This window comes from Burkholderia pyrrocinia, from assembly GCF_001028665.1.
Lineage (GTDB): Bacteria > Pseudomonadota > Gammaproteobacteria > Burkholderiales > Burkholderiaceae > Burkholderia > Burkholderia pyrrocinia.
Window position 1 is genome coordinate 2134515 of the sequence record NZ_CP011503.1, and the last position, 25460, is coordinate 2159974.

Annotated in this window: 23 protein-coding genes; 12 read left to right on the forward strand and 11 right to left on the reverse strand. The window is 69.7% G+C overall.

Going from position 1 to position 25460, the window contains the following annotated elements:
• Positions 1–7: 7 nt before the first annotated feature.
• The 3 genes from ABD05_RS09785 to ABD05_RS09795 form a co-directional block, all read right to left on the reverse strand.
• Positions 8–955, reverse strand: coding sequence for a LysR family transcriptional regulator (locus ABD05_RS09785; protein WP_047899946.1), 948 nt, complete (start codon positions 953–955; stop codon positions 8–10).
• Between the two features lie 68 nt (positions 956–1023).
• Entirely contained in the window at positions 1024–1662 is a 639-nt protein-coding gene (locus ABD05_RS09790; RefSeq protein WP_047901149.1) for a DsbA family protein, read from the reverse strand.
• A gap of 94 nt (positions 1663–1756) precedes the next feature.
• Entirely contained in the window at positions 1757–3202 is a 1446-nt protein-coding gene (locus ABD05_RS09795) for a TAXI family TRAP transporter solute-binding subunit (RefSeq protein ID WP_047899947.1), read from the reverse strand.
• A gap of 430 nt (positions 3203–3632) precedes the next feature.
• Between ABD05_RS09795 and ABD05_RS09800 the strand changes: the two genes are divergently transcribed.
• The 3 genes from ABD05_RS09800 to ABD05_RS09810 all read left to right on the forward strand — a co-directional run bounded on the left by ABD05_RS09800 (position 3633) and on the right by ABD05_RS09810 (position 8667).
• The gene (locus ABD05_RS09800) at positions 3633–3998 is read left to right on the forward strand and encodes a BON domain-containing protein (RefSeq protein ID WP_047899948.1); all 366 of its coding nucleotides are present in this window, start codon (positions 3633–3635) and stop codon (positions 3996–3998) included.
• Positions 3999–4136: 138 nt separating this feature from the next.
• On the forward strand, positions 4137–6224 hold the full coding sequence (locus ABD05_RS09805; protein WP_047899949.1) for a D-(-)-3-hydroxybutyrate oligomer hydrolase: 2088 nt from the start codon (positions 4137–4139) through the stop codon (positions 6222–6224).
• A gap of 613 nt (positions 6225–6837) precedes the next feature.
• Positions 6838–8667: a S10 family peptidase gene (locus ABD05_RS09810; RefSeq protein WP_047899950.1), complete on the forward strand. Its 1830-nt coding sequence runs from the start codon at positions 6838–6840 to the stop codon at positions 8665–8667.
• Between the two features lie 148 nt (positions 8668–8815).
• On the opposite strand, the gene ABD05_RS09815 is transcribed toward ABD05_RS09810, so the two are convergent.
• From ABD05_RS09815 to ABD05_RS09835, 5 genes are all read right to left on the reverse strand, one after another.
• The gene (locus ABD05_RS09815; protein WP_047901150.1) at positions 8816–9604 is read right to left on the reverse strand and encodes a sulfite exporter TauE/SafE family protein; all 789 of its coding nucleotides are present in this window, start codon (positions 9602–9604) and stop codon (positions 8816–8818) included.
• A gap of 306 nt (positions 9605–9910) precedes the next feature.
• The gene (locus ABD05_RS09820; RefSeq protein WP_047899951.1) at positions 9911–11350 is read right to left on the reverse strand and encodes a DHA2 family efflux MFS transporter permease subunit; all 1440 of its coding nucleotides are present in this window, start codon (positions 11348–11350) and stop codon (positions 9911–9913) included.
• Between the two features lie 136 nt (positions 11351–11486).
• Positions 11487–12218, reverse strand: a complete 732-nt coding sequence (locus ABD05_RS09825; RefSeq protein WP_047899952.1) for a DsbA family oxidoreductase — start codon at positions 12216–12218, stop codon at positions 11487–11489.
• Positions 12219–12440: 222 nt separating this feature from the next.
• Positions 12441–13235, reverse strand: a complete 795-nt coding sequence (locus ABD05_RS09830) for a helix-turn-helix transcriptional regulator (RefSeq protein ID WP_047899953.1) — start codon at positions 13233–13235, stop codon at positions 12441–12443.
• Complete coding sequence (locus tag ABD05_RS09835) at positions 13232–14194, reverse strand: ornithine cyclodeaminase family protein (protein WP_047899954.1); 963 nt, start codon at positions 14192–14194, stop codon at positions 13232–13234. Before ABD05_RS09835 ends, ABD05_RS09830 begins: the two co-directional genes overlap by 4 nt.
• 381 nt (positions 14195–14575) lie before the next feature.
• Here ABD05_RS09835 and ABD05_RS09840 point away from each other — a divergent pair, with 381 nt between their 5' ends.
• The 3 genes from ABD05_RS09840 (at position 14576) to ABD05_RS09850 (ending at position 19113) form a co-directional block, all read left to right on the forward strand.
• A complete protein-coding gene (locus ABD05_RS09840; RefSeq protein ID WP_047899955.1) occupies positions 14576–15355 on the forward strand; it encodes an ABC transporter substrate-binding protein in 780 nt (259 codons plus the stop codon).
• Between the two features lie 67 nt (positions 15356–15422).
• Positions 15423–16667: an NAD(P)/FAD-dependent oxidoreductase gene (locus tag ABD05_RS09845; protein WP_047899956.1), complete on the forward strand. Its 1245-nt coding sequence runs from the start codon at positions 15423–15425 to the stop codon at positions 16665–16667.
• Positions 16668–17178: 511 nt separating this feature from the next.
• Positions 17179–19113: a beta strand repeat-containing protein gene (locus ABD05_RS09850; RefSeq protein WP_047899957.1), complete on the forward strand. Its 1935-nt coding sequence runs from the start codon at positions 17179–17181 to the stop codon at positions 19111–19113.
• Between the two features lie 88 nt (positions 19114–19201).
• Here ABD05_RS09850 and ABD05_RS38275 read toward each other — a convergent pair whose 3' ends face one another.
• Positions 19202–19375, reverse strand: coding sequence for a hypothetical protein (locus ABD05_RS38275; protein ID WP_158361568.1), 174 nt, complete (start codon positions 19373–19375; stop codon positions 19202–19204).
• 49 nt (positions 19376–19424) lie between these two features.
• On the opposite strand from ABD05_RS38275, the gene ABD05_RS09855 reads away from it, so the two are divergent.
• From ABD05_RS09855 to ABD05_RS09880, 6 genes are read left to right on the forward strand one after another with little or no spacing between them, the layout of a single operon-like run.
• Positions 19425–19784 (forward strand): COG4315 family predicted lipoprotein, encoded by a 360-nt coding sequence (locus ABD05_RS09855; protein ID WP_047899958.1) that lies wholly within the window; start codon positions 19425–19427, stop codon positions 19782–19784.
• Between the two features lie 25 nt (positions 19785–19809).
• The gene (locus tag ABD05_RS09860; protein ID WP_047901151.1) at positions 19810–20325 is read left to right on the forward strand and encodes a sigma-70 family RNA polymerase sigma factor; all 516 of its coding nucleotides are present in this window, start codon (positions 19810–19812) and stop codon (positions 20323–20325) included.
• Positions 20322–21104 carry an anti-sigma factor family protein gene (locus tag ABD05_RS09865; RefSeq protein WP_047899959.1) on the forward strand — a complete coding sequence of 261 codons (783 nt, stop codon included), beginning with the start codon at positions 20322–20324 and terminating at the stop codon, positions 21102–21104. Before ABD05_RS09860 ends, ABD05_RS09865 begins: the two co-directional genes overlap by 4 nt.
• 28 nt (positions 21105–21132) lie before the next feature.
• Positions 21133–21558, forward strand: coding sequence for a cupredoxin domain-containing protein (locus ABD05_RS09870; protein WP_047901152.1), 426 nt, complete (start codon positions 21133–21135; stop codon positions 21556–21558).
• Entirely contained in the window at positions 21555–22187 is a 633-nt protein-coding gene (locus ABD05_RS09875) for a LolA family protein (protein ID WP_047899960.1), read from the forward strand. Before ABD05_RS09870 ends, ABD05_RS09875 begins: the two co-directional genes overlap by 4 nt.
• 44 nt (positions 22188–22231) lie before the next feature.
• Entirely contained in the window at positions 22232–22747 is a 516-nt protein-coding gene (locus tag ABD05_RS09880) for an SRPBCC family protein (RefSeq protein WP_047899961.1), read from the forward strand.
• 36 nt (positions 22748–22783) lie between these two features.
• Here the strand turns inward: ABD05_RS09880 and ABD05_RS09885 are convergent, their stop codons facing one another.
• Together ABD05_RS09885 and ABD05_RS09890 are read right to left on the reverse strand one after the other, a co-directional pair.
• Positions 22784–23833 (reverse strand): ABC transporter ATP-binding protein, encoded by a 1050-nt coding sequence (locus tag ABD05_RS09885; RefSeq protein ID WP_047899962.1) that lies wholly within the window; start codon positions 23831–23833, stop codon positions 22784–22786.
• A gap of 28 nt (positions 23834–23861) precedes the next feature.
• Positions 23862–25460 carry an ABC transporter permease gene (locus ABD05_RS09890; RefSeq protein ID WP_047899963.1) on the reverse strand — a complete coding sequence of 533 codons (1599 nt, stop codon included), beginning with the start codon at positions 25458–25460 and terminating at the stop codon, positions 23862–23864.

Sequence of the window (25460 nt, forward strand, 5' to 3'; positions counted from 1 at the left end):
GCACGTATCAGCGCTTGCGGCTGCGGGCGACCGTCAGTTCGTCGGACACGCTCTGCATCAGCGCGCACAACCACGCGATGTCGGTCGGACGGTCGGGCTGCGGATGCGTGAGCAGGTAGCTCTTGATGCGCGGGAACGGTACGGGCGGCGTGACGACGACGAGCGGCAGCAGCTGCGCATAGTGCGTCGCGAAGCGGCGCGTCGTCGTGAAGATCAGGTCCGACTGCAGCAGCACCTGAGGCACGATCCCGAAGTAAGGCAGCGTCGTCACGATGCGCCGTGTTAGGCGCGCACGCGCGAGGCCGATCTCGATCGCGTTGCGCTTGTCGCCGGTGTACGGCGTCGGCGCGACATGCGCGGCCGACGCATACGCTTCGCGCGTCAGCGGCACGCGCGCGAGCGGGTGCGCTTCGCGCATCAGGCACACGATCGTGTCGGAGAACAGGTCCTGGCGCGCGAACTGCGGATCAGGCTTCGGCCAGTTGCCGATCACGAGATCGAGTGCGCCCGATTCGAGCGCGCCCGCGTGGTCGAGCGCGGGATTCAGCGAATCGATTTCCAGATGCGCATGCGGCGCAGCGTCGCGAAAGCGCTCGATCAGCGTCGGCATGAAGAAATCGTTCAGGTAGTCGGGTGCGGCGACGCGGAACGTGCGCCGCGCGGACGACGGGTCGAAATCGCCGTGCGGCGTCGCGATGAAGTCGACCTCGCGCAGCGCGCGCTGCGCGGCTTCGAGCAGCGACGCGCCGTATTCGGTCGGCACCATCCCGGATTTGCCGCGCACGAGGATCGGGTCGTTCAGCGTCTCGCGCAGCTTGCGCAGCGCGGTGCTGATCGCGGGCTGGGTCTGGTTCAGCCGCAGCGCGGCCTGCGTGACGCTGCGCTCGAGCAGCAGCGTGCGCAATACGCGCACGAGCCAGATGTCGAGCGAGGCGGTACGGTCGTCGTCTTCCATCGGTGCGGGTGATTCGGGAGAAGCGTAACCTTACCGCAGCCGCGCGTAGCCGGGCGTGATACCGGCCATCACGCACGACCCTTCGGCAGCGCGCTGATCCGCTTGACCTCGCGCGATTCGAGCCAGGTCGGCGTGCGCGCGCAGTACAGCACCATCGGCAGCGCGTCCTCGCCCCAGAACAGCTGCTGGTTCATCCAGAACGTCGGCACGCCGAACGCGCCGAGCGCGATCGCGTCGGCGTTGTTGCGGGCCAGTTGCGCACTCGTTTCCTCGAATTCGATCAGCTCGTCGCCGTGGCCGACGCCGACGCGTTCGCACAGCGCCGCGAAACCGTCCGGCGTCGACGGATCGTTGCCGTCGCGCCAGATGAAGCGGAATATCTCCAGCACCGTCCCGATATCGGCGCGCAGCGCGATCGCGAGGCGCAACACCTTGTCGGAATCGAACGGGTGCGCGGGCGGCATCTTGAAGCGGATGCCGAGCTGTTCCGCGCGAAACAGCGCGTGACGGTACGTGAACACGCGCTTGGCCGGCACGTCGGCGCTCGGGCGTTGGCCCCAGTGGCGCTGCAGGTCGAGCAGCGATACGGCGATGGGCTCGAATGGCACGTCCGGCCACTTGTCGTGCTGTTCGAGCAGCAGATAGGAGAACGGCGACACGAAGTCGAAGAACCAGGCAGGCTGGGCGGTGTCGAGGCCGGTTGTCATGACGATCTCCAGAGGGTGGGGCGTGCGGCGCGTGGCGGCGGCCTTCATGTTACGCGGCGGCGCGCGCATGCAGCAATGATCGCGGATCGTCCGCTCATGCGGAACCGGGAGTCGCCCGGGGGGGATCGCCGGCCGGCGGCCGTGCGACGTCGGCGCGCGCCTGCGGCTGGCCGCCGGTGCCCGGCGGGGCCGCCGGCGTGTCCTGGTCGTGCGCGGTGAGCCGTTCGCGCACGAAGCCGATGTGCTCGCGCAGCACGTAGAACTGCCCGGCGTACGCGAGCGGCATCTTCATCCGGTTCACGGCTTCCTCGATGTCGTCGAGCTCGTCGAGCAACTTGACGCGCTCGTCGGCCGTGTGCTCGCCGAGCGCGCTGCGCTCGAGCGCGATCAGCGCGCCGTACCAGCGGTAGATGCGCGAGCGCACGCGCCAGCCGTACAGCGACGGCACGAGCCGCAGCCCGGGGATCAGCACGACGATCAGCGGCACGATCACGACGAGCAGCCGGTCGACGAGGCTCGCGACCCAGAACGGCAACCGCCGGTACAGGAAAGACTTGCCCGACTTGTAGTAGCGGGCGGCATCGTCGGACAGCGGGAAGCCGCGCGTGACGGACGACGGGAATTCACCCGCGTGCTGCAGGATCGTCGCGTGGCCGTGTACCTCGCGCGCGGCCTCGATCAGCAGGTCGGACAGCGCGGGGTGCAGCGAGTCGCGCGCGACCAGCTCGATCGTCGGCGCGACCGTATGGATGTCGGCGGGCGGCAGGTTCTGGCCGAGATCGTAGACGCCCATCGGCAGCGTGATCGCGGTCAGGTACGGGAAGCGCCGCGCGTACGCCTCGGCCTGCGTGAACGAATACACGTGCACGCCCGGCGCGCGGAACAGCTTCGCCATCACCGGGATCTGCGTCGAGTCGCCGGACAGGAACGCCGCGTCGATCTTGCCGTCGAGCAGCGCGGTCGCGGCGTCCTCGCCGGCGGTCGGCAGCAGCTCGGTCGGGCCGCCCGGCACGATGCCGTTCATCTTCAGCAGCGCAAGGCTCAGCTCGCGCGCGCCGCTGCCTTCCGCACCGAGCGCGAGCCGCTTGCCCTTGAAGTCGGACAGGCGCGCGACGACCGGGCCGCGGTACATGATCGCGAGCGGCACGTAGCCGATGCTGCCGAGCGACACGAGTTGCTCGTCGCGCTCCTTCGGGCCGATGCCGCTCTGCACGAAACCGACGTCGACCGGCGCGCTCGGGTTCGACAGCCGCGCGAGGTTCTGCGCGGACCCTTCGGACGATTCGACGTCGAGCGTGACGCCGTTCTTCGCGAGGATGGCCTTGTATTTCTGCGCGGCGTTCCAGTACGTGCTGCCGGGCGGCCCGGCCGAGATCACGAGCGTGGACGGCGGCGCCGGCTGGATCAGCCTGACCGCGAGCCAGACGGCCGCGCCCGCGAGCAGCACGGTGGGGCCGATCGACAGCGCGAGGTCGCGCCACGACACCGCGACGAAGCGGGCGAGGATGCGGCGAGGCGGGCGAGGGCTGGCAGGCTTCATGGGATCGGCGGATGACGCTGGCGTGACGCATCGATGACGGTCGTCGCGGACGATGCGGATTCTCGCGGCGATGGTACCCGGTTTCGCCGTGCGTGCGCGAGTCGGGCGCCGCGGCGCGGCTCCGTGGCGACAGCGGCGGGCGGCGCCGCGTCAAAAGCTTTGCGCTTCCGCGGGCGCTGGATTACATTGTGCGACGCAGCCGCGCCCGATTCGCGCGCGACCCGGCACACAATGAGACCGGGCGCGTACGGCCGGCGGCTGCCCGGCCCGGCCGGCCCGCTATCGCGCGCGCCGGCTGCCGGCCCGTCTCGCCTCTCTCGCATCGCCGTGGAAATCACCGGCTGTCCCGCCCGTTCGCGCGCGGGACGGCTGTCTTTGGGGGTATCCGGCCGTACTGTGCACGGCCGTTCCGGAGTTACAAGGAGATAGCATGAAGTCGATCGTGTTGAGAGCGTTGGGCGTCGCCGCAGTGGCGGCCTGTCTGTCGGGCAGCGTGTATGCGCAGTCGAGCGATGCGGCGGCCACCGAAGCGCCGGCGGCCGCGACGAGCGCGCCGAAGGCCGCCGCGAAAACCGCGAAGAAGGCGAGCCGCAAGCTCGGCTACGCGGTGCGCAAGGCGATTTCGAAGGAACCCGGCGTGAATGTGTCGAACCTCGTCGTGCGTTCGAAGGGCGGCGAGATCACGCTGGAGGGCACGATGCCCGAACAGGCACAGATCGACAAGGCCGAAGCCGCAGCCAAGGACGTGAAGGGCGTGACGTCGGTCACGAACAAGCTGACGGTCCAGCAGCAGTAATGCCGGGCGGCGGCGCGCGAGCGCCGCGTGCGCCCGTTTTCAGGCGGGCCCCGGCATCCCGGGGCCCGTTTGCGCTTCAGAGGCCGCGAACCGCGTGCGACGCGGCGGCGGACCGATAACGATATCGAGAGGGCGGCGATGACGAGACTCGGGTGGGGCAGGCGGATGGTTTTCGGCGCGGCGCTGGCTGCGGTCGCGGTGCTCGGCGCCTGCAACGGCAACGAGTCGGGCGAGCGCAACCGGCTGCCCGGCTTCGTGTCCGGCAGCGTGCGCACGACGGCCTACGACGGCGCGAGCGACGACCTGCTGACGGCAGGCCTCGGCAAGACGGGCCTCGCGGCGGCAGCGCCCGGTTTTGCGAATCCGTCCCGGCCGACGAGCGCCGAGCTGCGCCGTCTCGCGATCTGGTCGAACTACCGCGCGCTCGTCGACATGAGCGCGAACGGCGGCTACGGCCGCTTCTGGGGGCCGAACGTCGACCTCGCCGGCAACGACACGCTTGGCGAAGGCAAGATCCCCGGCACCGAATATCTCGCGTATTCCGACGACGGCAGCGGCAGCAAGAACGTGACGCTGCTCGTGCAGGTGCCCGCCAGCTTCGATCCCGCGCAGCCGTGCATCGTCACCGCGACGTCGTCGGGCTCGCGCGGCGTGTACGGCGCGATCTCCGCGGCCGGCGAGTGGGCGCTCAAGCGCGGCTGCGCGGTCGCGTACAACGACAAGGGCGGCGGCAACGGCGCGCACGAGCTCGGTTCCGATACGGTCACGCTGATCGACGGCACGCTCGCCAACGCGGTGCTCGCCGGCACCGCCAGCCTGTTCACCGCGAACGTGACGAGCGGCGATCTCGCCGCGTTCAACAGCCGTTTCCCGAACCGCTATGCGTTCAAGCACGCGCATTCGCAGCAGAATCCCGAGCAGGACTGGGGGCGCGTGACGCTGCAGGCGGTCGAGTTCGCGTACTGGGCGCTCAACGAGCAGTTCGGACCGCCGATCGACGGCTCGCATCACGGCGTGCGCTATCGCGCGGGCGACATCACGACGATCGCCGCGTCCGTCAGCAACGGCGGCGGCGCGTCGCTCGCGGCGGCCGAGCAGGACAACCGCGGCTGGATTACCGCGGTCGTGGTCGGCGAACCGCAGATCAACGTGCGGATGGCGCCGAACGCGATCGTGCGCACGGGCGGCCAGCCCGTGCCGTCGTTCGGCCGGCCGCTGGCCGACTACGCGACGCTCGCGAACCTGCTGCAGCCGTGCGCGGCCGCGTCGGCGTCGCTTGCCGACGCGCCGTACCTGAGCGCGCTGCCGGCCGCGACCACGCAGTCGATCCGCACGCAGCGCTGCGCGACGCTCGCCGCGGCCGGGCTCGTGTCGGGCGCCGACACGCAGAGCCAGGCCGCCGACGCGCTCGCGCAGCTCCACGCGGCCGGCTACCTGGCCGATTCCGACCTGCTGCAGGCGCCGATGTGGGATTCGCAGGCGATTCCGGCGATCGCGGTCACCTATGCGAACGCGTACACGCGCTCGCGCGTCACCGACAACCTGTGCAATTTCAGCTTCGCGACGACGAACGCGGCGACGGGTGCGGTCGCGCCGCCCGCCGCGTCGCCGATGCCGGCCGTGTTCGGCGTCGGCAACGGCGTGCCGCCGACGGCCGGCATCAACCTCGTGTTCAACACGGGCGCGGGCGTCGACCACCGGCTCGCGACACCCGATGCGAGCTTCGCGGGCGCGCTGTGCCTGCGCCAGCTCTGGACGAACGGGATGCTCGGGATGCCCGCGAACGTCGACGCGGTGCGCGTGAACGCGAACCTGCAGGGCAAGCCGGCGATCATCGTGCAGGGCCGCAGCGACGCGCTCGTGCCGGTGAACCACGCATCGCGCGCGTACGTCGCGCAGAACGGCATCAGCGAAGGCGGGCGCAGCCAGCTCGTGTTCTACGAGGTGACGAACGGCCAGCACTTCGACGCGTTCCTGCCCGTCGCGGGCTTCGACACGCGCTTCGTGCCGGTCCACTACTACGACCTGCAGGCGCTGAACCTGATGTGGCGGCACCTGAAGAACGGCGTGCCGCTGCCGCCGTCGCAGGTGATCCGCACGGTGCCGCGCGGCGGCACGCCGGGCGCCGCGCCCGCGCTGACGAGTGCGAACCTGCCGCCGATCTCGGCCGCGCCCGGCGCGAACGCGATCACGACCGGCGCCGGCGCGATCGACGTGCCGCTCTGACGGCGCCCGCCGCGCCGCCATCACGAAGCCGGACAGCCGTCCGGCTTTTTCTTTTTCTCGTCGCTGGAATCGGTCCCGTGCCGCCTTTTATCCGAATGGCGAGCGTCGTAACAAATTATTACTTTACGGCGGTAAATCCGGAACCTATTATGCGCCGGTATTTTCACTTAATTTAATAAATTCCAGATACGAGATATTCCTTTCCGTTTGGTTAATCGATCCTTTCGATTTTATTAAATCGGCTCGAGCTGCGATTGGTCGCCGTTTTGCGATTAATCGGCATCTCGCCGGCGGGGATTGTTCGTCTGTTTAAAGCGGAGCCGCCTTATCGGGCGGGCTTTGCGGGGCATGCTTTTGCCGTCGATTTTGTGCGCGTGCGGATAGGCGAAATGAATTCGCATTGCCGCGGATTATTGAATTGTCGTTTGCAATGGAATTGATTCCATTGTGCAGTCGCAAAAACATGGGTGGGGTAAATCGTGCCGATCGGTATTCACCGATCCGGTAAAAAACTCGGAGTGCGTCGCATAACGAATGCATTCCCGGTGCGGAGCGCCGGCGCAAACGATCCTTTGCGGCCGGCGGTATTTATCGTTCTGTTCGAGAGGCAATAATGACGACACGGAAGTCCTTGAAAGACGGTTTCGCGCTATTCGGAACGACTCTGAGCGTGCCGCTCGCCGCAGCCGCGGCTGCAGCGCTGCTCGTCACGGGGTGCGGCGGCGACGACGGGCCGAGCCCGGCCGCATCGGCCGCCGCCGCGGCGGCGACGTCCAACGGCAGCACGACGGCCAGCACCAACGCAACGGCCGCAGCCGACCAGCCGTACGTCGACAACGACGTGTACGGCACCGGGCCGAACGACGCGGTCACGGATTCGACGGAAGGCGCCGCGGTCGTGCACCGCCAGGTCACGATCGGCGGCAAGACCGTCAAGTACACGGCCACCACGGGCCACCTGACGACGATCGATCCGATCACGTCGGCGCCGAACGCGAAGATGTTCTACGTCGCATACACGCAGGACAATCCGGACCCGTCGAAGCCGCGCCCGGTCACGTTCTTCTACAACGGCGGCCCCGGCTCGTCGTCGGTCTACCTGATGCTCGGGTCGTTCGGGCCGAAGCGGCTGCAGTCGTCGTTCCCGAATTTCACGCCGCCTGCGCCGTACAAGCTGCTCGACAACCCCGACAGCCTGCTCGACCGCACCGACCTCGTGTTCATCAACCCGGTCGGCACCGGTTATTCGGCGGCGATCGCCCCGGCGAAGAACAAGGACTTCTGGGGCACCGACCAGGACGCGCGCTCGATCGACCGCTTCATTCAGCGCTACCTGACCAAGTATTCGCGCTGGAACTCGCCGAAGTTCCTGTTCGGCGAGTCGTACGGCACCGCGCGCAGCGCGGTCGTGTCGTGGGTGCTGCATGAGGACGGCATCGACCTGAACGGGATCACGCTGCAGTCGTCGATCCTCGACTACGCGAACGCGCTGTCCGCGCCGGGCATCTTCCCGACGCTCGCGGCCGATGCGTTCTACTGGAAGAAGACGACGGTCAACCCGACGCCGGCCGATCTCGACGCGTACATGGTCCAGGCCCGCGCCTACGCGGACAACACGCTCGCGCCGCTCGCGCAGAAGCCGAACCCGCAGGACGGCGGCTTCGTGAACGTGCGGCTGAACCTGAACCTGCAGACCGCGCAGCAGATGGGTTCGTACATCGGCACGGACCCGACGTCGCTGATCCAGACCTTCGGCAACCCGGCCGCGCTCGGCAACGTGCCGTCGTCGAACGACAACCCGCCGTACACGTTCTTCCTGACGCTCGTGCCGGGCACGCAGATCGGCCAGTACGACGGTCGCGCGAACTTCACGGGCAAGGGAATCGCGCCGTACATCCTGCCGAACTCGGGCAGCAACGATCCGTCGATCACGAACGTCGGCGGCGCGTACACGGTGCTGTGGAACAGCTATATCAACACCGACCTCAAGTACACGTCGACGTCGTCGTTCGTGGACCTGAACGACCAGGTCTTCAACAACTGGGACTTCAGCCACACGGACCCGACCGGCGCGAACAGGGGCGGCGGCAATACGCTGTACACGGCCGGCGACCTCGCGTCGACGATGAGCGTGAACCCGGACCTGAAGGTGCTGTCGGCGAACGGCTATTTCGATGCGGTCACGCCGTTCCACCAGACGGAGCTGACGCTCGCGCAGATGCCACTCGATCCGGCGATCAAGGCGCAGAACCTGACGATCAAGAACTACCCGTCGGGCCACATGATCTACCTGAACGACGCGTCGCGGACCGCGCTGAAGGGCGATCTCGGCAACTTCTACGACGGCATCCTCGCGAACCGCACCGCGCTGCAGCGCGTGCTGAAGCTGCAGGCGCGCACGCAGCAGCTCAAGCAGCAGCAACTGAAGCAGCAGGGGCAGTAAGCGCGGCGGGCGGCTCGCCCGGCCCCGGATGGACGACAGCCCGATCGGCGCAGGCCGGTCGGGCTGTTTTTTGCAGTGGGCGACGGGCCGGCGCGTCGTGCGCCGACTGGGAGCGGAGTTACGCCGGAGGAAAGGGCGGCCGGGCCGCTTACGCGAGCACGAGCCGCACGCCGACCGCGACGAGCGTCGCGGCGAGCAGGTTGCGCAGCAGCCGCTCGGGCGCGCGCGCCGACAGCAGGCTGCCGAGCACGATGCCGGGCAGCGAGCCGAGCAGCAGCGACAGCAGCATCGACCAGTCGACCGAGCCGAGCAGCCAGTGGCCCATGCCCGCGACGAGCGTGAGCGGCACCGCGTGCGCGATGTCGGAGCCGACGATGCGGGTCGTCGCGAGCGCCGGATACAGCAGCAGGAGCACGGTGACGCCGATCGCACCGGCGCCGACCGACGTCATCGACACGAGCACGCCGAGCACGGCGCCCGTGAGCACGGTCGACCACAGCGTGCGCGCGGGGCTCGGCGCGAGCGGGTTGCGCGCGGCGAACGCGGTGAGCTGCGGCCGGAAGATCAGCGCGAGCGACGTGAGCAGCAGCGCGATACCGAGCACGAGCTGGATCATCCGCGCGGTGCCCGGCGTGTTCATCCCGTGCGTGTGCAGCCACCACAGCGTGAGCGCCGCGGCCGGGACGCTGCCCGCCGCGAGCCGGCCCGTGATGCGCCAGTCGATCGATCCCTTCAGGCCGTGGACGAGCGTGCCGGTGGCCTTGGTCGCGGCCGCGTACAGCAGGTCGGTGCCGACCGCCGTCGCGGGGTGGACGCCGAACAGCAGCACGAGGATCGGCGTCATCAGCGAACCGCCGCCAACGCCCGTCAGGCCGACGAGGATGCCGACGAACAGGCCGGACAGGGAGTACAGCAGATCGATATGGGGAAGCGACATCGGAAGCAGGCGGTTATGCGGCGTTCGGCGGCGGCGCGCGGCTGCGGCGCGCGCGTCAAAGTCCGCCATTGTCGCAAATGTGGCGGGTCGATGGTCGACTGCGTTAAAAATCGGCCGTGAAGGGCCGTGCGGCGGGCGGCCGGACGGGGGTGAAACGGGCGTTTGAACGACGGCGGGGCCGATGACGGCGATCGGCCCGAAAGGGTTGACGAACCGGGAACGCGCGCCGCACCCGGCACGCGCAAAAAAGGGCGCGACAGTGCGCGCCCCGGTTCGATGCCGGCGACCGGCTCAGCCTGCCGACGGTCAGTGCATCGCGGGGCCGACGCCTTCGACGCCGTTCTGCGGCCGGATGCGCAGCGCAAGGCCGATCAGCGCAGCCGCGGCGGCGAACGCCGCGCCGAACGCGAAGGCCGCGTGGTAGCCGCCGTTCAGCGCGTCGAGCGGCGCGGCCTGCGCGGCCGCGAGCGCGTCGGTGCGGGCGGCCGCGAGGCTCGCGAGCACCGCGAGGCCGAGCGCGCCGCCCATCATGAACGCGGTGTTGACGATCCCCGACGCGAGCCCGGAATCGGCCGGATCGACGTCGCTCATCGCGGCGAGCAGCATCGGGTTGAACGCGACGCCCGCGCCGATGCCGAGCAGCGTCATGCCGGGCAGCACGTGCCAGACGAAACCGCCGTCGACCGGCGCGCGCGAGAACAGCGCGAGGCCGCAGGCCGCGATCAGCAGGCCGGCCGCGATCGGGCCGCGGATCCCGAAGCGCATCACGATGCGCGCCGACAACCCGAGCGAGAACGCGGCCATGATCAGGTTCGCCGGCAGGAACGCGAGGCCGACCTGCAGCGGCGCGTAGCCGAGCACGCGCTGCATGTACAGCGCGGACAGGAAGAACCACGCGAACATCGCGGCCGCCCACAGCACGCCGATCACGTTCGCGAGCGCGACGTTGCGCGCGGCGAACAGCGTGAGCGGCATCAGCGGATGCGCGGCGCGCGCCTCGATCACGATGAACAGCGCGAGCAGCGCCACGGCCGCGCCGATCAGCGCGACGGTCTGCGTCGACAGCCAGCCGGCCTCGTTGCCGCCGACGATCCCGTAGACGGCCAGCATCAGCGACGCGGTCACCGTGATCGCGCCCGCGACGTCGAGCCGCGCGGCGCCGGCCGGCGCGCGCATGCGCGGCAGCAGCGCGACGCACATCGCATAGACCGCGACGCCGATCGGCAGGTTGACGAGGAAGATCCAGTGCCACGACAGCGAGCTCGTCAGCAGCCCGCCGAGCAGCACGCCGATGCTGCCGCCGCCTGCGCAGACGAAGCCGTAGACGCCCATCGCCCGCGCGCGTTCGCCGGGCTCGGTGAACAGGTTCATGATCAGCGACAGCGAAACGGCCGACACGACCGCGCCGCCGAGCCCCTGCACCGCGCGCGCGGCGATCAGCATCGCCTGCGATTGCGCGAGGCCGCACGCGAGCGACGCGAGCGTGAACACGACGAGGCCCGCGAGGAACATGCGGCGCTGGCCGTACAGGTCGCCGAGCCGGCCGCCGAGCAGCAGGCAGCCGCCGAACGTCAGCAGGTACGCGTTGACGACCCACACGAGGGCCGTTTCGGTGAAATGGAGGTCGGTGCTGATCGACGGCAGCGCCACGTTCACGATCGTGCTGTCGAGCACGATCATCAGCACGCCGAGGCAGAGCACGATCAGCGCGTACCAGCGCTTCTCGCCGTGGATCCCGTGGGTCATGGGCCTGCAGCCTTCCGATAGTGATTTGAAAGGATGCATTGTAGACGTCATCGGCGCGGGCTTCCTGCCGGTTTGTGGCAGGAGCGACGCGTAGTGGCGCGTCCGGACGGGACGCGCGGGATGGGCGTCGTGCGCGTTACGGGCGCGCCGGCAGTTCGCAGCCGTCGGGGCCGCATGCGGCCGCGTCGCTGCCGTCGAGCTCGACGATGCCGTCGCGCCACGCCTGGTCGAGCGCCTGCGCGAACGCGTCGGCCGGTTGCGCGCCCGACACCGCGTAACGGCCGCCGAACACGAACAGCGGCACGCCGCGCCCGCCGATTTGCGCAGCGCGTGCGATGTCGGCCTCGACTTCGGCGCGGTACGCGTTGCTGCGCAGCACGTCGTCGACGGCCGAGCGCTCGAGCCCCGCTTCGACCGCGAATTCGGTCAGTTGCGCATGATCGAACAGCGAGCCGTGCTCGCAGAAATACGCGCGGTACAGCCGCTCGGTCAGTGCATGCGCGCGGCCGGTCGATTCCGCGAGCTTCACGAGCCGGTGGCCGTCGAGCGTGTCGCCGACGAGCGTGCCGGGCAGGTCGTAGCGCAGCCCGACGCTCGCGGCCGCGTCGGTCACCTGGCGCAGCATCTGGTCGACCTGCGCGGGCGACATCCGGTACTTGCCCGCGAGCATCGCCTCGACCGGCTCGACAGGCTGGCCGGGCATCAGCCGGTACGCGCGCAGCGCGACGTCGACGCGGTCGGCGTGCGCGAACGCGGCGAGCGCCTCGTCGAAGCGGCGCTTGCCGATCCAGCACCACGGGCAGATCAGGTCGGACCAGATTTCGACGGTCAGGGTCGGGCGGGCAGTCGGGGCGGGAGCGGTCGTCATGGGCGGTCCGGGGCGGCAAAAAAGTGTAACCGGGACTATATCATTTTCTGCTTCGACGCTTGGTCCTGGCCGGGCCCGTGTGGAACGGGCCCGCGCCCGACGTATCACGAAGCATAGACACGGACGGCACGGACCGATAGCGATTGCCGATGCCGGACGCGGCGGAAGGGGCCGGCGAACCGGCCCGCGGGGGCACGCCGCTTGCCGCTCACCGCTTACCGCTTACGCGTCGCCCTGCGTTTCCTTCAGGTGCTTGAGGTGCTTGTAGACCGTCGCGCGCCCCATCCCGAGCACGTTCGCGACATAGTTCGCCGCGCTCTTGCCGCGGAACGCGCCTTCCGCGTAAAGCGCCTCGACGAGCTCGCGCCGGTGCTCGCGGGTGAGCCCGTTGAGCCCGACCTGCCGCTCGTGCAGCCAGCCGTGCAGGAACGTGTTGATGCGCTCCTGCCAGTCGTCGCGGAACAGCTCGTCCGGCTGTGCGACGACGCCCGCGCCCTTGATGAACAGGTCGAGCGTCGCGCGTACCTCGTCGAACACCGCGATGTTGAAGTTGATGCACATCATCCCGGCCGGGCGGGCTTCGTCGTCGAACAGCACGTTGCTGACGCAGCGCATCCGCCGGCCGTCCCAGTTCAGCTTCTCGTACGGGCCGATCACGCGCTCCCGCGCCGAATGATCGATTTCCTCGAGCGCGGAATCGTCGCCGACCTCGCGCTTCGACAGGTTGTTCGCGAGATACAGCACGGTCTGGTCGTGCAGGTCGTGGATCACGACTTCCGCGTACGGGAAGAACAGCGCGGCGATACCGTCGGCGATCGGCGCATAGCGGGTGAGCAGCAGGTCTTTGACGGGGGATTTCTTCTTGCGCATCGGTGTCGCCATCTCGGGTGGGCGGGGGCCGGGCGGCGCATCGGGCCGGCGTGCCGGCGCGCCGGTGGCCGGCATGCCCGTGCGCCCGCGCGCGGCCGCCGCGGCGGTTGCGCCATTGTATCGGCCCCGCGCTCGCGTGCCGCTCATGCGCGCGTCAGGTGCGTGTACAGCGCGTGTGCGATCGCGATGTCCTCGAGCCCGAGGCCGATCGAGCGGAACAACGCATGACGCGTGCGCGACGGCGCCGCGCAGGTGCCGGCGACGAGCGCGGGCAGGTCGCCGACGATCCGCGCGGCGTCCCAGCCGTGGTCGGCCGCCGCGATCTGCATCTCGCCGGCGCTCGCGGGCGTCGTGTGCCGGTAGTCGCAGTACACGTCCATGTCGGGCAGCCAGGCGGGCGGGATCTCGTGCGCACGCGCGACGTTCGTGCTGATCGACGTGACGAGCGCGGGGCGCGTGAGCATCCCGTCGCCGAGCACGGGCGTGCCCGACGACGTGCACAGCATCACGACGTCCGCGTCGCGCACGCAGGCTTCGACGCTCTCGGCCGCACGTGCGCGCGGGTCGAGTTCGGCGAGCGTCGCCTGCAGCGCCGCGTCGCCAGCGAGCGCGGGCGAGTACACGCGGATCGTCTCCCAGTCGCGCAATGCCGCGGTGTGCCGCAGGTGCGCGAGGCCGACCGCGCCGGCGCCGACGATCGCCAGACGGCGCGCGTCGCGCGGCGCGAGGCAGTCGACCGCGAGCGCGGTCGTGCCGGCCGTGCGTTCGACGGTCAGCCGCCCCGCGTCGCACCACATCAGCGGCTGGCCCGTGCGCATCGACATCAGCGCGGTCCACGCGGTGACGAGGGGCTTGCCGCCCGTCACGACGTACGGCGACAGCTTCGCGCCGAACACCTGTTCGTCGGCGAGCGCGCCGAGATACGTGATGAAGTCGCCGGCCTGGTCGGGAAACAGCGTGAGGGTCTGCGGCGGCTGCACCGCGCGCGCCGACGCGAGCGACGCGAACATGCGGCGCAGCGTGCCGAGCACGTCGAGCGACGGCAGGGCCGCGCGCACCGCGGCTTCGTCGACGGTCAGCGGCAGGGGCGGGACGGTTTGCGTCATGGGGACATCTCCGGTCGGGGCCGGACAGGAATGTCTCGAAAGACGTGCCCGGCAGTGTTCGTGATGGACGAAAAGTCTAATATAGACAACCGAAATATGGAGAATTTTTCTTTTCGAGACTTTGCGTCGTTGCTGTCTTCATGAAAAACATCGGGAAATCAACGGTGTTTTTGACAGTCGACGAAATTTCGACGCAGCGAGACAGCGCACGATTCTCGTGTCCCCTATAGTCTATTGTAGACTTTGAGTCTATATTTCGCGTGCAGGACACGACGTGTCGCCGTGTGGCCGCCGCCTGTGTCGAATACCGATCCGGCGCCCGGACGAGGGCGTCGCGCGACCGATCTTCATCGCCTCAATCCAGAACGGAAGGACCGTCTCATGAACTGGAAGCTTTCCCTCTGCGCCGCCGCGGCGCTCGCATGCGCGGCCGTCACGGCCCACGCGGAACAGTCCACGTTGCGCTTCGGGACCGAAGCCGCCTACCCGCCGTTCGAGAGCAAGACGCCGGCCGGCCAGTTGCAGGGTTTCGACGTCGACATCGGCAACGCGGTGTGCGCGAAGCTGAACATGAAATGCGTGTGGGTCGAGAATTCGTTCGACGGCCTGATCCCGGCGCTGCAGGCGCGCAAGTTCGACGCGATCAACTCGGCGATGAACATCACCGCGAAGCGCAAGCAGAGCATCGACTTCACGCCGGCGATCTACGTGGTGCCGATCGTGATGGTCGCCAAACGCGGCTCGCCGCTGCGGCCCGACGTCGCGAGCCTGCACGGCAAGCACGTCGGCGTGCTGCAGGGCTCGTCGCAGGAGGATTTCCTGAAGGCGCACTGGGCCAATGCGGGCGTGGCCGTCGTGTCGTATCAGGACCAGGACCAGATCTACGCCGATCTCGTCGCCGGGCGTCTCGACGCGGCCGTGCAGGAAGCGCAGACCGCGCAGGACGGTTTCCTCGACAAGCCGGCCGGCCGCGACTACCAGATCGTCGGCGAGCCGCTGGAGGATCCGGCCACGCTCGGCGAGGGCACGGGCTTCGGGCTGCGCAAGGGCGACAAGGCGCTGCAGGCGAAGATCGTCGGCGCGCTCGACGCGCTGAAGAAGGACGGCACGCTGGGCGCGCTGTCGCAGAAGTACTTCAAGCGCGACATCGTCGCGAAGTAAGCACGGCCGCGCGCCGGCCGCGGGGCCGGCGCGCGTCGCATCGAATCTCGACGCTGGGCGGGCAAGCATGGATTTCGACGTCATCGTTCTGGGGGCCGGCATCGTCGGCGTGTCGTCGGCGCTGCATCTGCAGGATCGCGGGCTGCGCGTCGCGCTCGTCGACCGGCGCGCGCCCGGCGAGGAAACGAGCCACGGCAATGCCGGGCTGATCGAGCGCTCGTCGGTCGTGCCGTATGCGTTTCCGCGCCGGCTCGGCACGCTGCTGCGCTATGCGCGCAACCGCTCGGTCGATCTCTATTGGGACTACCGCGCGCTGCCCGCGTATGCGGGCTGGCTCGCGCGCTTCTGGCGCGAATCGTCGCCGCAGCGGCTCGCGGCTGCTGCGCGCGACATGCTGCCGCTCGTCGCGGCGAGCGTCGTCGAGCACGATGCGCTGCTCGCGCGCACCGACGCGCAGCCGCTCGTACACGACGGCGGGTGGATCGAGGCATTCCGTTCGCCCGCGTTGTTCGACGCGGAAACGCGCGCGCAGCAGCGCGTGGCCGACGCGCACGGGCTGCGGATGACCGTGCTCGACGCACGTGCGCTGCGCGAACACGAGCCCGGTGTCGGCGACGCCTTCTGCGGTGCATTCCACTGGCAGGACCCGAAGACCGTGTCGAGCCCGGGCGGGCTGACCAAAGCCTACGCGCGGCTGTTCGAACGCGACGGCGGCACGTTCGTGCTCGGCGACGCGAAGACGCTCGCCCAGGTGGATGACGGCTGGCGCGTCAGTACCGAGCATGGGCCGATCTCTGCACGCTCGGCCGTGGTCGCGCTCGGGCCGTGGTCCGATCACGTGTTCGCGCCGCTCGGCTACCGGATTCCGTTGCGCGCGAAGCGCGGCTACCACATGCACTACCAGCCGACGCGCACGCCGCTGAACGTGCCGGTGTGCGATACCGAGGAAGGTTTCGTCGTCGCGCCGATGGAAGGCGGCCGCCTGCGGCTCACGACCGGCGTCGAGATCGCGCTGCGCGGCGCGCCGCCGACCGGCGTGCAGCTCGCGCGCGCCGAGCCGCTGGCGCGCGACGCGTTCGGCATCGGCGAGCGGCTCGATGCCGAGCCGTGGCTCGGGATGCGGCCGTGCACGCCGGACATGCGTCCGGTGATCGGGCCAGCGCCGCGCCATCGCCACCTGTGGTTCGCGTTCGGCCATTGCCACCACGGGCTCACGCTCGGCCCCGCGACCGGGCGCCTGCTCGCCGAAATGATGACGGGCGCGCCGACCTATATCGATCCCCATCCGTACCGGCCCGCGCGCTTCGGCTGAGCCGGCGGCGGCCCGGCCGCCGCCGCGCGCGCTGCATCGCATGCTCCGGATGCGATGCAGCCGCAACAATTTTTCATTCGGCTATCCGAGTTATCGAAAATCGGGTAATCGGAAATGATCTGCGTAATCGCCAAGAAAGAAATCGCGCAATAAATAAAATCAGTAAATTCGCGATTTATCAATGCATTTTCATATTGCTGAAATGCGCGCGGGCAGCCGGTCCTGACGATGCAGGGCACCATCCCGACCGGACGTTGCGGCGTTACGCGGAATGTACCGGAACACGTTACTACGGGGCTCGCAAACGTTACGTTACATCCGCGTTCCGCCAGCCTTTTTCATCAGACGATTCGAGCTCCACAACCCGTGTATTTCGCCTGAAATCCATAAAAAGGCGTTATTGACCGGAAATTGGCAGATGAATCAATCCGCTTTTTTGAATTGGCACGCTTCGTGCAATCCGTCCCCATGCTTTATCAACGTAGTGCCAACCGAGATGGGGTGAATAAGGATGGGACAAAATCTTAAATTGACGGGTGTGGCGTTGTCGGTCGCGACGGTGTTCGGGGTATTGGCTTCGGGTTCCGCGATGGCGGGGGCCCTCGATTCGCTACCGATCCCGCAAGTCATCGTCAATCCGCCGACGAACAGCGTGTCGGTCGGGCTGGTCGCGACGGGCGCGTCGCCGCTGGGCTCGGTCACAGTGGCGGCGGGCGGGGCGGGCACGATCCAGACGTCGCTCGGCGATCCCGGCCAGGTGTTGTCGGGCGCCGTGGGGGCGGTGACGGGCGCACTCGGCGGTGGCGGCGGCACGGTGCAGCCGCTGGCGCCGGTCCAAGGCGTCGTGAATCAAGTGACGGGTGCGCTTGGTGGCGGCAACCCGGCTGGCGCGCTGACCGGTGCCCTTGGCACGGTAACGGGCGCACTGGGCGGCATCGGCGGCGGCGCGAACCCACTGGCGCCGGTCCAAGGCGTCGTGAATCAAGTGACGGGTGCGCTCGGCGGCGGCAATCCGGCCGGTGCGTTGACCGGTGCCCTCGGCACGGTCACGGGTGCATTGGGCATCGGCGGCGGCGCGAACCCACTGGCGCCGGTCCAAGGCGTCGTGAATCAAGTGACGGGCACGCTTGGTGGCGGCAACCCGGCTGGCGCGCTGACCGGTGCCCTCGGCACGCTCACAGGTGCACTGGGTAACGTCGGCGGCGGCTCGAACCCGCTGGCGCCGATCCAGAACGTCGTCGACCAGGTCACGGGCACGCTCGGCAGCGGTAACCCCGCCGGCTCGCTGAGCAACGCGGTCAACACGATCACGGGCACGCTCGGCAACGTCGGCGGTGCAGGGAGCCCGCTCGCGCCGGTGCAAGGTGTCGTCACGCAGCTCGCCGGTACGCTCGGCAACGACAATCCGGCCAGTGCACTGACGAACGCGCTGAACTCGGTGACGGGCGCGCTTAGCGGCGCGAACCCGCTGGCACCGATGCAGGGCGTCGTGAACCAGGTCGTCGGCACGCTGTCCGGCGCAGGCGGCGGCAGCCCGATCACGCCGATCACGAACCTCGTCAACGGCCTGCAGAACGCGCTGCCGACGGGCGGCAATCCGGCTGGTGCGCTGACCGGCGCACTCGGTTCGGTGACGGGCGCGCTCGGCAACCTCGGCGGGTCGAACCCGCTGGCGCCGGTGCAAGGCGTCGTGAACCAGGTCGTCGGCACCCTCGGCGGCAGCAATCCGGCTGCGGCGCTGAGCAACGCGGTCGGCACGGCCACGAGCGCACTCGGCAATGCGGTCGGCTCCGTCGCGGGCGCGCTCGGCTCGCTGGGCGGCACGAACCCGCTGGCGCCAGTGCAGGGCGTCGTCAACCAGGTCGTCGGCACGCTCGGCAGCGGCAATCCGGCCGGTGCACTGACGGGCGCGCTGAACTCGGTGACCGGTGCCCTCGGCAACCTCGGCGGCGCGAACCCGCTGGCGCCGGTGCAAGGCGTCGTGAACCAGGTCGTCGGCACGCTGACGGGCGCGGCGGGCAACAGCCCGATCGCACCGATCACGAACCTCGTGAACGGCCTGACGGGCGGCAGTAATCCGGCCGGTGCACTGACCGGTGCGCTCGGCTCGGTGACGGGCGCACTCGCGAACGGTCCGGCGGCACTCGGCCAGGCGGCCGGCGCGCTGTCGGGCGCGGCCGGTTCGACGGCAGCGGCAGGCGGCAGCCTGCTCGGCTCGGGCGCGAACGCGGCCGGCGGCACGACGGGCGCGGTCGGCTCGCTGCTGGCGACGGGTGCCAACTCGACGGCGACGGTCGTCAATGCGGTCGGCACGTCGGTAGGCACGGCGCTCGGTTCCGCGCCGGGCCTGTCGGTGACGCCGCATTCGGGCAACAGCTCGCCGAACAACCCGCTCGCACCGGTGACGACGCTGCTCCAGTCGCTGACCGGCGCGCTGCCGAAGTAACGAGCCGGAAACGCACGGCGGCGCCGTATCGGCCGCCGTGCGCAAAGGTCGTGCAACACGGGTCGCGCAACGCGGCATGACATCGCTGTCATGCCGCGTTGTCTTTTGGTTTCCCGCTTTCTTTCGTCACATGAATGGCCGATAACGTGCCGCCGCCGATCGTCGCCGGGCGGCATGGAATAACCGGCCGCTCCCGTCCGTTTACATACCGAGTCCCGGCACGACCGCCCGGCGGGATAATGGTCGCGACGAAGCCGATCATCCCGTCCGGCGCCGCCGTGTCGCGATGCCATGTCAAAAGGAGAACGGGAATGAAACGGATTTTCCTCGCCGCTGCGCTGATGGCGGCGATCGTGCGGCCGGCGGCCGCGGAACCGCCACAGGTCGGCGACGGGAAACTGGTCGACGAAGATCACATGACGCTGTACGTGTTCGATCGCGACGCGCCCGGCAAGAGCGCGTGCGACAGCGCGTGCGCGGCCAACTGGCCGCCCGCGATCGCCGACGCGTACGACAAGGCGTCGGGTGCGTGGAGCCTCGTCACGCGCGGCGACGGCAAGAAGCAATGGGCGTACCACGGGCGCCCGCTGTATCGCTGGAAGATGGACCACAAGGCCGGCGACGCGGGCGGCGACGGGATCGGCGGCATGTGGCACGTTGCGCGTCCGTGACCGCGCGGCGCCGCGCGAGGCATCGATGAGCTACGAATCGGACCTGCTGGTGTGGCTGCCGCATCTCACGCGCTATGCGCGTGCGCTGACGGGCGACCGGGCCTGGGCGGACGATCTCGTGCAGGACACGCTCGAGCGTGCGCTGAACCGTCCGCCGCGCGACGGCGGCAACCTGCGGGCGTGGCTGCTGACGCTGCTGCGGCACCGCTTCATCGACCAGTTGCGTGCGCGGCACGAGATCGCGGTCGACGACGCGACCGCGCCGTGGCAGACGATGGCCGCGCCGGCCGGCGAGATCGGCGGGCTGGTGCTGCGCGACGTGCAGCGCGCGCTGTACCGGCTGCCCGTCGAGCAGCGCGAGGTGCTGCTGCTGGTCGCGCTCGAGGAGTTGAGCTATCGCGACGCCGCGCAGGTGCTGGGCGTGCCGGTGGGAACGGTGATGTCGCGGCTCGCGCGGGCGCGCGGGCAGATGCGCGCACTGCTGTCGGACGAGCCGTCGGCGCACGGCACAACCACGTTACGGGTAATCAGGAAGACATGATGGACGAACCGCGCAAGCCTTCGAAGGATCGGGACGACGATGCGTCGGCGCAACTGCTGTCCGCGTTGCTGGACGGCGAACTGTCCGGGCACGAGCGGCAGGAGATGCTCGAACGCCTGCAGTCCGATCCGGAGGAAGCCGAACGATTCGCGCATTACCGCGCACAGCGCCATGCGCTGCATGCGCTGTTTCCGTTGCCGAACGCTGCGCCCGCGCTGTTCGTGCAGCGCCGTGCGTCGCGCCGGCGCGGGTTCGCGTATGCGTTCGCGGGGCTGGCGGCCGGGCTGCTGATCGGCGTCGCGCTGCATGCGGGCTGGGCCGTGTTCGGCAGCGAACCGGCGTTCGCCGCGCGTGCGGATGTCGCGTATGCGGTGTACACAGCCGATCGCGAGCATCCGGTCGAGGTCGGCGCGGGCGATCCTTCGCACCTTGCCGCGTGGCTGTCGGCACGCGTCGGGCGGCCCGTGCGTGCGCCGTCGCTCGACGAATACGGCTATGTGCTGCTGGGCGGCCGGTTGCTGCCCGGCGAAGCGGGGCCGGCCGCGCAGTTCATGTACCAGCGCGCGGACGGCGAGCGCGTGACGCTGTACATGACCGCGTACGACGCGCGGCACCTCGCGCCGCAGGCGATGTCGGCCCATGGCCGCTACACGTATTTCTGGTCGGATCGCGGCATGGGTTATGCGATGTCCGGCCGCGGCGACGAACGGCGCCTGCGCGAGCTCGCGATCGAAGCGTGCGGCGCGCTCGGCGGCTCGACCGATGCATGGAAAGGATGACGCGCACGGTGCCGGCAGGGAGCAGGCGATGAAGAAGACGAAGATTCTCGTGCTGATGCCGCTGCTGGCGGCGCTCGCCGTGGGTGCCCCGCTCGCGCGGGCTGACGGCGCCGCGCCGGTGCGCGTGCCGGTCGATGCCGACGGCGTGCAGCGGGTGACGATCGTCGGCGGCAGTTATTTCTTCCGCCCGAACCACGTGATCGTGCGCGCGCACGTGCCGGTCGAGCTGACCGTGTCGGCCGAGCCCGGTGTCGTGCCGCACAGTTTCGAGATCGACGCGCCGCAGGCCGGCATCGCAGTCCACACGGATCTCGCCACGACGCCGAAGACCTTTCGCTTCACGCCGGCGCAGCCGGGCCGGTTCGCCTACTATTGCACGCATCGGCTGCTGTTTTTCAGGAGCCATCGCGAGCGCGGGATGGAAGGCGTGCTCGACGTCGAGGCGGCGCCGTGATCGCCGCGTTGCTGGCCGCGAGCCTGATAGGAGCGAGCATGACAGCCGATCCCGTGACCGTCGCGCAGGCGCATTTCGACCACGTCCGCTCGTACCGCGCGACGATCCGCTCGTCGGCGCGCGGCGGCGAACACACCGAAATCCGTTACGCGTACCTGAAACCCGGCTTCGTCCGGATGGATTTCGTGTCGCCTCATCACGGCGCGGTAATTGCATACGATCCCGACGACGGCAAGGTGCGGCTGCGCCCGTTCGGCGCGCATGCGCCGCCCGCGCTGACGCTGTCGCCGTCCAATCCGCTCGTGCGCGACCGCAGGGGCCACCGGGTCGACCGGTCGGACGTCGGCGAACTGCTGCGCAACGTTCATGCGCTGCAGGAGGGCGGTGCGACCGTGACCGAAGGCGAGGAGGCCGTCGGCGGCCGGACCGCGCTGCGCGTGTCGGTCACGGGCGCGCCCGCGCATGCGGTCGACGGCGTGCATCGCTACCGGCTGTGGCTGGACGCCGAGGACGGCTTTCCGCGGAAGGTCGTCAGCTTCGCGGACGACGGCGACGTGCCGCTCGAAACCGTGACGCTCGACGATATCGAGATCGACGTCGCGTTTCCCGAGCGTTTCTTCGCGCCCTGATCGGTGCGCTGACTCATGTCCCTGACGCGCATGCCGGAGGCTGCATGGCGGAATACCGGTTCTCGACGACCTGGCGTGTGGACGCCCCGCTCGCGGCGGTCTGGGACGCGATCTACCAGGTCGACCGCTGGCCCGACTGGTGGAAGGGCGCGGTACGCACCGTCGAGATCGAGCAGGGCGACGCGCACGGCGTCGGCGCACTGCACCGATACACGTGGAAGGGTGCGCTGCCGTACCGGCTGACCTTCGACATGCGCGTGCGGCGTGTCGAGCCGCCGCATGCGCTCGAAGGCCGCGCGAGCGGCGCGATCGAAGGCGACGGATGCTGGTCGTTCGCCGGCGACGGCGCATGCACCGTCGTGCGCTACGACTGGCACATCCGCACGCACGTGCGCTGGATGAACTGGCTGGAGCCGTTCGCGCGCCCGCTGTTCCGATGGAATCACGACGTCGTGATGCGCGAAGGCGCGAAGGGTCTCGCGCGGCTGCTGGGCGCGGCGGTCGAGACGGAGGGCCGGACCTTCCGGCCGCTGTCGGGCGCGGGCTGCGCCGATGCGTGACGACGTGTGACGGCACGTGACGCCGGGCCGCACCGCTCAGCGCGCGTACGCCATCGCCGCACCGTCGACGACGAGCGCGACGCGTTCGCCGACGGCCGGGCACCGGTGTCCCGGCACGCGTACGCGCACGAATACGTCGGCATCGGCATCGAGGCGCGTGAGAACGTCGGCGTCCTGGCCCGCGAACTGCGCGGCTTCGACGCGCGCCGTATGGCCGCGCGCCGCATCGACCTGCGCGACAGGCACGATGCCGATCTGCTCGGGGCGCAGCATCGCGTCGGCCGGCCCGTCGGGCAGCGGCGCGACGAGCGGCAGCTCGCCGAGCGCGCACGCGATGCGCCCGCCGCGCACACGGCCCGCGAGCAGCACGGCCTGCCCGACGAACGACGCGATGTCGCGCGTGACGGGCTGCCGGTACAGCGTCTGCGGCGCGGCCGTCTGCACGAGCCGGCCTTGCCACATCACAGCCACTTCGTCGCCGAGCGTCATCGCCTCGGGCTGGTCGTGCGTGACGAGCACCGAGGTCGCGCCCGCCGCGGCGAGCGCATCCGCGACCGCGCTGCGCGTTTCGTGCCGCAGCGACGTGTCGAGCGCGGAGAACGGTTCGTCGAGGATCACGAGCGACGGCTCGGGCGCCAGCGCGCGTGCGAGCGCAACGCGCTGCTGCTGCCCGCCGGACAGTTGCTGCGGCGCGCGGCTCGCATACGACGCGGGCAACCCGACCATCTCGAGCAGTTCGTCGACGCGATGATGGCGCCGCCGCGCCGCGCGCGGCAGCCCGAACGCGATGTTGTCGGCCACCGACAGATGCGGAAACAGCGCGCCTTCCTGCGGCACGTAGCCGATCCGGCGCTGTTCGGGCGGCAGGTGCACGTCGGGCGCGGCCACGCGTCGCCCGTCGATCTCGACGGTGCCGCGCTCGGCGCGCTCGAAGCCGCACAGCACGCGCAGCAGCGTCGTCTTGCCGCTGCCGGACGGGCCGAGCAGCGCGAGGCGCGAGCCGCGCCGCACGGTGAGGTCGATGTCGTGCAGGACGGTATGCGATCCGAACGATTTGGACAGGCCGTGGATGCGTAGTTCGCTCATGAGCGGTTCCGGGGGAAAAGGGTGGCGCTCAGTTGCGTACCGACGCGCGGCCGAGCAGCAGGAACAGCAGTCCCGACGCGCCCAGCGACAGCGCGACGAGCAGCGCTGCATAGGGCGCCGCAGCCGCGAACGCGAGCGTTGCGGTATCGCTCCACACCTGTGTCGCGAGCGTACGCGTACCGATCGGCGACAGCAGCAGCGTCGCGTTGAGTTCCGTCACGACCGAGATGAACACCATCGTCGCGGCCGCGCCGAGGCCGGGCGCCGCGAGCGGCAGCACCACGCGCGTGAGCGTCGCGCGCCAGCCGAGGCCGAGCGAACGCGCGGTTTCCTCGAGCCGGACCTGCACGTGCGACAGCGCCGCGCGCACGCTGACCACCGCGAGCGGCAGGAACAGGATCGCGTACGCGCCGACGAGCGCCGGCGCGCTCTGGTAGAGCTGCTGCACCAGCCGTACCGTGATCGACACGATCGCGAGCGCGACGACGATGCCCGGCACGCCCTGCACGGTCATCGCCGTGCGTTCGAGCAACGTCGCGACGCGGCCCGGATAACGAACCAGCAGGAATGCGAGCGGCAGCGCGAGCAGCGTCGTGACGGCTGCGGCCGCGAGGCCGTAGCCGGTCGACGCGAGCGTGGCCTGCCACAGCAGCTCGGGCGATACGTCGGCCGGCGTGACGGCGGCCGCGCCCTGTTGCGTGAGCCAGTAGCCGATCATCGCGAGCGGCACGCCGAGCGTCGCGGCCGCGAGCGCAGCGAACGCAATGGTGGCGGGGCCGCGCAGCGGCCCGAGCGGATAATGCATCGCGACGCGGCGAGCGGCGCGATGCGTATGGCCGTAGCGCGCATGGCCGCGCGCACGCGCCTCGATCGCGAGGCACAGCAGGCACAGCGCGATCAGCACGCAGCCGAGCAGCGATGCGCCGCCGCCGTCGAACGCGGTGCGGTATTCCGCATAGATCTCGGTCGTGAACGTGCGAAAGCGCAGCAACTGGAACGCGCCGAATTCGGACAGCACGCCGAGCGCGACGAGCAGCATCCCGCCGCACAGCGCGGGGCGCAACTGCGGCAGCACGACGCGAAAGAACGTATGCCACGGCGAGCAGCCGAGCGTGCGCGCGCTTTCTTCGAGCGCGGGGTCGAGCTCGCGCAGCGCGGCGGCCATCGGCAGGTAGACGAGCGGGAAGTACGCGGATGTCAGCACGATCAGCGCGCCGAGGAAGTCCTGCAGATCGAGGCTCAGCGACACCCACGCATAGCTCGTGATGAACGGCGGCACCGCGAGCGGCGCGGCGGCGAGCGCGGTCCACAGCGGCCGTGCCGGCAGGTCGGTGCGCTCGATGAACCACGCGACTGCCGTGCCGAGCAGCGTGCACGCGAGGGTCGCGGCGAGCGTGATCGACAGCGTGTTGACGAGCAGTTCGCCGACGAGCGGGCGCCACAGCAGCTCGATCGCGTCGTCGACGCCGAAGGTCGCCGCGCGATACAGCGTGAAGCCGAGCGGCAGCAGGATCGCGAGCGGCCCGCATGCGGCCGCGGCGACGAGCGCGCGCGACGGGCGCCGCCGCGTCGCGGTGCGCTCGCCGTCGCGCGCGGTGCGTGCCGTGCGGGACACGGCGTCGCTCAT

What these genes read in the sequence shown, in the direction of transcription:
- ABD05_RS09785 (WP_047899946.1), bottom strand. Translation starts at nt 955, where the DNA reads ATGGAAGACGACGACCGTACCGCCTCGCTCGACATCTGGCTCGTGCGC.
- ABD05_RS09790 (WP_047901149.1), bottom strand. Translation starts at nt 1,662, where the DNA reads ATGACAACCGGCCTCGACACCGCCCAGCCTGCCTGGTTCTTCGACTTC.
- ABD05_RS09795 (WP_047899947.1), bottom strand. Translation starts at nt 3,202, where the DNA reads ATGAAGCCTGCCAGCCCTCGCCCGCCTCGCCGCATCCTCGCCCGCTTC.
- ABD05_RS09800 (WP_047899948.1), top strand. Translation starts at nt 3,633, where the DNA reads ATGAAGTCGATCGTGTTGAGAGCGTTGGGCGTCGCCGCAGTGGCGGCC.
- ABD05_RS09805 (WP_047899949.1), top strand. Translation starts at nt 4,137, where the DNA reads ATGACGAGACTCGGGTGGGGCAGGCGGATGGTTTTCGGCGCGGCGCTG.
- ABD05_RS09810 (WP_047899950.1), top strand. Translation starts at nt 6,838, where the DNA reads ATGACGACACGGAAGTCCTTGAAAGACGGTTTCGCGCTATTCGGAACG.
- ABD05_RS09815 (WP_047901150.1), bottom strand. Translation starts at nt 9,604, where the DNA reads ATGTCGCTTCCCCATATCGATCTGCTGTACTCCCTGTCCGGCCTGTTC.
- ABD05_RS09820 (WP_047899951.1), bottom strand. Translation starts at nt 11,350, where the DNA reads ATGACCCACGGGATCCACGGCGAGAAGCGCTGGTACGCGCTGATCGTG.
- ABD05_RS09825 (WP_047899952.1), bottom strand. Translation starts at nt 12,218, where the DNA reads ATGACGACCGCTCCCGCCCCGACTGCCCGCCCGACCCTGACCGTCGAA.
- ABD05_RS09830 (WP_047899953.1), bottom strand. Translation starts at nt 13,235, where the DNA reads ATGAGCGGCACGCGAGCGCGGGGCCGATACAATGGCGCAACCGCCGCG.
- ABD05_RS09835 (WP_047899954.1), bottom strand. Translation starts at nt 14,194, where the DNA reads ATGACGCAAACCGTCCCGCCCCTGCCGCTGACCGTCGACGAAGCCGCG.
- ABD05_RS09840 (WP_047899955.1), top strand. Translation starts at nt 14,576, where the DNA reads ATGAACTGGAAGCTTTCCCTCTGCGCCGCCGCGGCGCTCGCATGCGCG.
- ABD05_RS09845 (WP_047899956.1), top strand. Translation starts at nt 15,423, where the DNA reads ATGGATTTCGACGTCATCGTTCTGGGGGCCGGCATCGTCGGCGTGTCG.
- ABD05_RS09850 (WP_047899957.1), top strand. Translation starts at nt 17,179, where the DNA reads ATGGGACAAAATCTTAAATTGACGGGTGTGGCGTTGTCGGTCGCGACG.
- ABD05_RS38275 (WP_158361568.1), bottom strand. Translation starts at nt 19,375, where the DNA reads ATGATCGGCTTCGTCGCGACCATTATCCCGCCGGGCGGTCGTGCCGGG.
- ABD05_RS09855 (WP_047899958.1), top strand. Translation starts at nt 19,425, where the DNA reads ATGAAACGGATTTTCCTCGCCGCTGCGCTGATGGCGGCGATCGTGCGG.
- ABD05_RS09860 (WP_047901151.1), top strand. Translation starts at nt 19,810, where the DNA reads ATGAGCTACGAATCGGACCTGCTGGTGTGGCTGCCGCATCTCACGCGC.
- ABD05_RS09865 (WP_047899959.1), top strand. Translation starts at nt 20,322, where the DNA reads ATGATGGACGAACCGCGCAAGCCTTCGAAGGATCGGGACGACGATGCG.
- ABD05_RS09870 (WP_047901152.1), top strand. Translation starts at nt 21,133, where the DNA reads ATGAAGAAGACGAAGATTCTCGTGCTGATGCCGCTGCTGGCGGCGCTC.
- ABD05_RS09880 (WP_047899961.1), top strand. Translation starts at nt 22,232, where the DNA reads ATGGCGGAATACCGGTTCTCGACGACCTGGCGTGTGGACGCCCCGCTC.
- ABD05_RS09885 (WP_047899962.1), bottom strand. Translation starts at nt 23,833, where the DNA reads ATGAGCGAACTACGCATCCACGGCCTGTCCAAATCGTTCGGATCGCAT.
- ABD05_RS09890 (WP_047899963.1), bottom strand. Translation starts at nt 25,460, where the DNA reads ATGAGCGACGCCGTGTCCCGCACGGCACGCACCGCGCGCGACGGCGAG.